This window comes from Methylobacterium sp. (genome assembly GCF_028290105.1).
Taxonomy (GTDB): Bacteria; Pseudomonadota; Alphaproteobacteria; order Rhizobiales; family Beijerinckiaceae; genus Methylobacterium.
On the sequence record NZ_JAQGKL010000107.1, the window covers coordinates 1 to 6,838 of the forward strand.

7 protein-coding genes and 1 pseudogene are annotated in these 6,838 nt (G+C 72.1%); 5 read left to right on the forward strand and 3 right to left on the reverse strand.

Translation table 11 applies throughout. From position 1 onward, the window contains the following. Positions 1 to 684, reverse strand: a 684-nt coding sequence (locus tag JWQ05_RS08265; RefSeq protein ID WP_299657412.1) for a cobalt-precorrin-6A reductase, incomplete at its 3' end; no start/stop codon positions are given. A 13-nt stretch (positions 685 to 697) separates the two neighbouring features. Here JWQ05_RS08265 and cbiE point away from each other — a divergent pair. From cbiE to JWQ05_RS08285, 4 genes are read left to right on the forward strand one after another with little or no spacing between them, the layout of a single operon-like run. Continuing rightward, entirely contained in the window at positions 698 to 1,921 is a 1,224-nt protein-coding gene (gene cbiE, locus JWQ05_RS08270; RefSeq protein ID WP_299657429.1) for a precorrin-6y C5,15-methyltransferase (decarboxylating) subunit CbiE, read from the forward strand. Continuing rightward, positions 1,918 to 2,316, forward strand: coding sequence for a cobalamin biosynthesis protein (locus JWQ05_RS08275; RefSeq protein ID WP_299657415.1), 399 nt, complete (start codon positions 1,918 to 1,920; stop codon positions 2,314 to 2,316). The genes cbiE and JWQ05_RS08275 overlap by 4 nt, the downstream gene beginning before the upstream one ends. Positions 2,317 to 2,335: 19 nt before the next feature. After that, positions 2,336 to 3,133 (forward strand): precorrin-4 C(11)-methyltransferase, encoded by a 798-nt coding sequence (gene cobM / locus JWQ05_RS08280; RefSeq protein ID WP_299657418.1) that lies wholly within the window; start codon positions 2,336 to 2,338, stop codon positions 3,131 to 3,133. Beyond that, entirely contained in the window at positions 3,130 to 4,440 is a 1,311-nt protein-coding gene (locus JWQ05_RS08285; protein WP_299657420.1) for a cobyrinate a,c-diamide synthase, read from the forward strand. The genes cobM and JWQ05_RS08285 overlap by 4 nt, the downstream gene beginning before the upstream one ends. Before the next feature lie 275 nt (positions 4,441 to 4,715). Here the strand turns inward: JWQ05_RS08285 and JWQ05_RS08290 are convergent. Then, positions 4,716 to 5,087, reverse strand: a pseudogene (locus JWQ05_RS08290) (helix-turn-helix transcriptional regulator); the annotation flags it as partial. A 482-nt stretch (positions 5,088 to 5,569) separates the two neighbouring features. Between JWQ05_RS08290 and JWQ05_RS08295 the strand changes: the two are divergent. Beyond that, positions 5,570 to 5,905, forward strand: coding sequence for an antibiotic biosynthesis monooxygenase (locus tag JWQ05_RS08295; RefSeq protein ID WP_299657423.1), 336 nt, complete (start codon positions 5,570 to 5,572; stop codon positions 5,903 to 5,905). A gap of 130 nt (positions 5,906 to 6,035) precedes the next feature. Here the strand turns inward: JWQ05_RS08295 and JWQ05_RS08300 are convergent. Further along, positions 6,036 to 6,838 (reverse strand): MFS transporter (locus JWQ05_RS08300; RefSeq protein ID WP_299657426.1); only part of this gene is annotated, 803 nt, incomplete at its 5' end.

The window sequence follows — 6,838 nt, forward strand, 5'->3', positions numbered from 1 at the left end:
CGGAACGTCCGGCTTGGCCGGGCGGGACACCATCACCACCGGCAGCCCGAGGCCCCGCGCGGCGGCCATCTTGCCGGCGGTGGCGTCCCCGCCCGAATTCTTGCTCACCAGCACCGCGATTTCGCGCTCGGCCAGGAACGCGGCCTCGGCCGCCGCGTCGAAGGGGCCGCGCGCCTGGATCGCCGTGAGGCGCGGCACCGCGAGGTCGATGGGCTCGATGGCGCGCACGACGTAATCGTGCTGCGGCGCGGCGGCGAAGGCCGCGACCTCCTGTCGGCCGATCGTGAGGAAGACCCTGCGGGGGATCGGCCCCAGCGCCAGCGCGGCCGCCGCCATGTCGGGCACCGGAATCCAGCGGTCGCCGGCCTGTGGCACCCAGGCCGGACGGCGGATCGCCAGCAGGCGGGTGCCGGTCTCGGCGCAGGCGCGGGCCGCGTTGGCGCCAATGCGCGCCGCGAACGGATGGGTCGCGTCGATGACGATGTCGGTGCGCTCCCGCCTCAGCCACGCGGCCAGCCCCTCGGCGCCACCGAAGCCCCCGATGCGGGTCGGCACGGCCTGCGCCTTGGGCTCGCGCGTGCGGCCGGCGAGCGACAGGGTGATGGCGAAGCGTTCGCCATGCGCGAGAAGTCCGCGCACCAGGGCGCTCGCCTCGCCGGTGCCACCCAGGATCAGGATCCGCATGCGGCCCTTCTCGATGACCGGTGACGCCCTGTCCATGCCCTGGCTCACCATCGTGGGCATCGGCGAGGATGGCCGCGCGGGCCTCAACCCCGCCGCCTGCGCCGCCCTCGACGGGGCTGGCCTCGTCTATGGCGGCCGCCGCCACCTCGCCCTGGCCGGGCCGCTCGCCGCCGAGGCGCGGACCTGGCCGAGCCCGATCGCCGACGCCTATCCGGGGCTCCTGGCCAGGCGCGGCCAGCCCACCTGCATCCTCGCCACCGGGGACCCGTTCCATTACGGCATCGGCGCCGAGGTCGCCCGGCTGGTCCCCGCCGACGAGATGCGGGTGTATCCACACGTCTCCGCCTTCAGCCTCGCCTGCGCCCGCCTCGGCTGGGGGCTCGCGGAGACGGCTTGCCTGACGCTGCACGGCCGGGCGCTGCCCCGCCTCATCCCGCATCTTCAGCCCGGCGCCCGCCTCCTCGTCCTGACCTGGGACGGGACGACCCCGGGGCAGGTCGCGGCGCTCCTGCGCGAGCGCGGCCTCGGGGCCTCCCGCCTCACCGTGCTCGAGGCCATGGGCGGCCCGCGCGAGCGCCAGCGCAGCGCGATGGCCGACGGATTCGACCTCGCGGAGATTGACCCGCTGAACACCCTCGGCATCGAGGTGGTGGGCTCGCCGGAGGCGCAGGTCGTGCCCTTGAGCCCCGGCCTCGACGATGCCTGGTTCGAGAATGACGGGCAGCTCACCAAGGCCGACATCCGGGCCGTGACCATCGCCGCCCTGCGCCCGCGCGCCGGCCAGGTGCTGTGGGACATCGGCGCGGGGGCGGGCTCCATCTCCATCGAGTGGATGCTGCGCGGTCCCAGCCTGCGGGCCATCGCGGTCGAGGCCGATCCGGCCCGCGCCGCCCGCATCGCCCGCAACGCGAACCGACTCGGCGTGCCGGACCTGCGGGTGGTTGAGGGGCCGGCCCCCGCGGCGCTCGCCGGATTGCCCACGCCCGACACGATCTTCATCGGCGGCGGCGTCACCGTGCCGGGCGTGCTCGACACGGCGGTCGCGGCCCTGTGCCCCGGCGGGCGCCTCGTCGCCAACGTGGTCACGCTCGAGGGCGAGGCGGTGCTGCTCACCGCCTTCGCGGGCCGGGGCGGCAGCCTCAAGCGCCTCGCCGTGGCGCATGCCGACCCGGTCGGGCACCTGCACGGCTGGCGCGGGGCGATGCCGGTGACGCAATGGGCCTGGGTCAAGCGATGAGCGGGCGCGATGCCCCCGACATCGTCGCCGGCCTCGGCTTTCGCCACGCCACCCCGGCCGCCGAGATCGTCGCGCTGGTCGAGCGGGCCTTGAGCGAGGTGGCTGCGCCGCCGGCCCGCCTCGCCGGTCTCGCCACCGCCGCCGATCGGGCGGGCGAACCCGCGATCCGTGCCGTCGCGGAGCGGTTCGGCCGCCCGCTCACCGGGGTTTCCGAGGACGCGATGATCGCCGTGGATGCCCGCGTCGTCACCCGCTCGGCCCGGATCGCCGCCTCCCGCCGGGTCGGCTCGGTGGCGGAGGCCGCGGCCCTTGCCGCCGCCGGGGAGGGTGCGACGCTGCTGCTGCCCCGAATCGCCAGCTCGGGCGCCACCTGCGCCCTTGCGCTTCGCGCATAATCCGTCACGCACAGGCCCCATGACCGTTCACTTCATCGGCGCCGGCCCGGGCGCTCCCGACCTCATCACGGTACGCGGGCGCGACCTCATCGCCCGCTGCCCCGTCTGCCTGCACGCGGGCTCCCTGGTGGCGCCCGAGATCCTGGGCTGGTGCCCGCCCGGCGCGCGCATCGTCGACACCGCCCCCCTCGACCTCGACGGGATCGTGGCCGAATGCGTCAGCGCCCATGCGGCAGGCCAGGAGGTCGCGCGCCTGCACTCGGGCGACCTCTCGATCTGGAGCGCGCTCGCCGAGCAGACCCGCCGTCTGACGCAGGCGGGCATCCCCTTCACGGTGACGCCGGGGGTGCCGTCCTTCGCCGCCGCCGCCGCACTCCTGCGGTGCGAGCTCACCGTGCCGGGGCTGGCGCAATCCGTGGTGCTGACCCGCACCTCGGGACGCGCCAGCGCGATGCCGGAGCGCGAGACGCTCGCGGCCTTCGCCGCCACCGGGGCGACGCTCGCCCTCCATCTCTCGATCCACGTCATCGAGAAGGTGGTCGCCGAACTCACGCCCTTCTACGGGTCCGACGGCCCGGTGGCGGTGGTGTTCCGCGCGACCTGGCCCGACGAGCGGGTGCTCACCGGCACGCTGGCGACGATCGCGGAGCAGGTCACGCAGGCCGGGCTGGAGCGGACCGCCCTGATCCTGGTGGGCCCGGCCCTCGACCCGGCGGAGTTCCGCGAGAGCGCGCTCTATTCGCCCGATTACGATCGGCGCTTTCGCCCGACGCAGGCGAGCGTTCTGGCCGAACGCGCGGACGGAGAGCGCTCGTGAGCGTGCCCGGCCTCCTCGTCGCCGCCCCCCGCTCGAGTTCCGGCAAGACCACGGTGACCCTCGCGCTGATGCGGGCGCTGGCCCGGCGCGGTCTTTCCGTGCGCGGCGCCAAATGCGGGCCGGACTACATCGACCCGGCCTTCCACCGCGCCGCCACCGGCCATCCGAGCTTCAACCTCGACAGCTTCGCCATGCCCGAGCCGATGCTCGACGCGGTGGCGGCGCTGGCGGCCACGAACGCCGACCTCGTGGTCGCGGAGGGCTCCATGGGCCTGTTCGACGGCATCGTGGCCGCGGAGGGCCGCACCGGCGCCAATGCCGACATCGCCGCGCGCTATGGCTGGCCGGTGATCCTCGTCCTCGACGTCTCGGGCGCCGCGCAATCGGCCGCCGCCCTGGCGCTCGGCTGCCGGGCCTACGATCCGCGCATCCGCATCGCCGGGGTCGTCCTCAACAAGGTCGCGAGTCCGCGCCACCGCCGCCTGGTGGAGGCGGGCCTCAGCCGGATCGGCATGCCCGTGCTCGGCGCCCTCATGCGCGACGCCAGCCTCGTCCTGCCCGAGCGCCATCTCGGCCTCGTCCAGGCCCGCGAGACCAACGACCTCGAGGCCCGCCTCGACCGGCTGGCCGACCTCGCCGAGGCGGGACTCGACCTTGACGCGATCCTGGCGGCCGCCGCGGGCACGGCCCCCTCCCCCGGGCAAGGCCGTTTGGCCCCGCCCCCGGGCCAGCGCATCGCCATCGCGTCGGACGCGGCCTTCTCGTTCCTGTATCCGCATATGGAGGCGGGCTGGCGGTCGGCGGGCGCGGACCTCGTGGCCTTCTCGCCGTTGGCCGACGAGCCGCCACCCTCCGATTGCGATGCCTGCTGGCTTCCCGGCGGATACCCCGAACTGCATGCCGAGCGCTTGGCGCAGGCGCGCGGCTTCCTCGACGGTCTGCGGGCTTTCGCGCGCGACCGGCCGGTCCATGGCGAGTGCGGCGGCTACATGGTCCTGGGGGAGAGCCTGGAGGATGCCGCCGGGGTGACGCATCCCATGGCGGGCCTGCTGCCGGTGGCGACGTCCTACAAGGCGCGCCGCCTGCATCTCGGCTATCGGGTCGCGACGCTCCTGGCCGATGGCGTCCTCGGGCCGGCGGGCACGCGCCTCGTCGGACACGAGTTCCACTATGCGAGCGAGCGCAGCGCGGCCCCCACGGACGAGACCGGGCTCGCCGCCGTCACCGATGCGGAGGGCGTGCCCCTCGGCCTCGCCGGCCACCGGCGCGGGCAGACCACCGGCAGCTTCTTCCACCTCATCGGCTAGGGCTTTTGCATCGTCGCGTGTCCTTCGCGTCGTCGCAGGTCCTTCGCGTCGTCGCATGTCCTTTGCGCGCGGCGGCATCCACCGCACCGGAACATGCACCGGAGCCCCCTGCCTCCGGCCCGATGGCGTCGGGCTGGAAATGCACACGGGCCCCGGACGCCCTATTCGGCGGCGGCGGCCGATTTTGCCGCCTCGGCAACCTTGGCGGCTTCCGCCACCGCGGCGGCGTCGGTCAGCTTGGCGAGGTCCGCCGCCTTGGGCGACTCAGCCGGGGGCTTGCCCATCTTCGCGGCGGTCCGCACGATGGCGAGGACGTCGCGACGCAACTGGTCGTCCTCGATCAGCGCGTAGGCGCGCAGCAGCTCGATCGCCCCTTGAGCGCTGAGGAAGCCGAACACGTCGGATTGCGTTCCGCCGACCTCATCCTCTTCGAAGAAAGCCGAGACCGGCACTTCGAGGAGACGGGCGATCTCACGAAGGCGCCCGGCACCGACCCGGTTCTGGCCCTTCTCGTATTTCTGGACCTGCTGGAAGGTCACGCCCACGGCGGTGCCGAGGGCAGTCTGACTCAATCCACGCGCCTTGCGCAGGGCTGTGATCCTCAATCCGACGAGGCGATCGACGTCGGTGGTCTGCTTGGGCATCATCTCTCGGCTCAGTCCCTATAGAAAAGCTTCGCGCCAGCCCGGACCGGTCTCCGACGCGATTAGCTTTGAACGCTTTCGTACGAACTCGTGCAGGAATCCCTAAGTTCAATCGCTATGAAATCACGGCCTTCGATCGTCCATTCAGCAAGCCGTTACAAACTATCCTTGTCTGCCACCGAATGCCAACGAAGTTTTACTCCGTATCAGCATCGAACCTGCGTGTTCTGACAGCTTGACCACAAAGCCGGCAGGGATGGCAAGTCTGCCCGCGCGACCCGCCGCCCCGGCGATCGGACGCCGGCAACCGACATGCGGTCCATCCGGGCTGCCTTACGGGCCGAGGGGCGCTTTCGTTTCACCGGTTCGTGCGGGTTTGCAAGGGCGCGGACGATGCGCCGCGGCGCCGGTCTTTGGCAGGCGGCCGCCCCAGGTCTAGAACGTCGTGCGGGACGTCCCGAAACGCCGAAAAACCCAGGTGGATCATGTATATCGCGATGAATCGGTTCAAGGTCGTTAAGGACGCGACTCAAGACTTCGAGCAGGTCTGGCTCGGGCGCGACAGTCACCTCGGGGAGATGCCGGGCTTCGTCGAGTTCCACCTCCTGCGGGGCCCCGAGCACGAGGACCACGTCCTCTACGCCTCCCACACGATCTGGTCGTCGAAGGCCGATTTCGAGGCCTGGACCCGCTCCGAACAGTTCCGAAAAGCCCACGGTCGCGTGCCTTCGACGAAGCCGCTTTATCTCGGTCATCCACAGTTTGAGGGGTTTGAGACGATTCAGACCGTGGCACGCCCTGATTCGGAAGCGGTGGCCTGATTCGGCTCCACCCCGCACAGCCCGGCACGCCGTCCTCCGCATCGAGGCGCCGGTCGTGGGTTCGGCGAGCGTGACCGACGCGCCGCCGAACCCGAAATGAGCCGTTTCCGTCCAGATGGAACCGGGCCCCTCAGCGGGTGTCGAGGCGCGGCAGGAACGCCGCGCCGAGCCCGATCAGCGGCAGGTAGGACGACAGCAGATAGACGAACGCGATGCTGGTGTGGTCCGCGACCTCGCCGAGGATCGCCGCGCCGAGGCCGCCCATGCCGAAGGCGAAGCCGAAGAACAGGCCGCCGACGAGGCCGATCCGCCCCGGCAGCAGGTCCTGCGCGTAGACCAGGATCGCCGGCATGGCCGACGCCAGGATGGCGCCGATGGGAACCGTCAGCACCACCGTCCAGAACAGGTTGGCGTAGGGCAGGACCAGCGTGAAGGGCAGGACGCCGAGGATCGAGCCCCAGATCACGGGCTTGCGCCCGAAGCGGTCGCCGATGGGTCCGCCCAGGATCGTGCCGGCCGCCACCGATCCGAGGAACACGAACAGGAAGATCTGCGACTGCGCCACGGGGACCCCGAAGCGGTGGATGAGGTAGAACGTGTAGTATGACGAGAAGCTCGCCATGTAGAAATACTTGGAGAAGATCAGGCTGAGCAGGATCGCGATCGAGCCGACGATGCGCCCGCGCGACAGCGGCGCGCCGGTCCGGGTGCGAAGGCCGGGCGCGGGGCGCGCCATCCCGGCGAGCCGGGCACGGTACCAGCGTCCGACCTGGGCCAGCACCACGATTCCGCCCAGGGCCACCAGGGAGAACCAAGCCACGCTCGACTGCCCGTGCGGCACCACGATGAAGGCGGCGAGGAGCGGCCCCAGGGCGGTGCCGGCATTGCCGCCCACCTGGAACACCGATTGGGCCAGGCCGTAGCGCCCGCCGG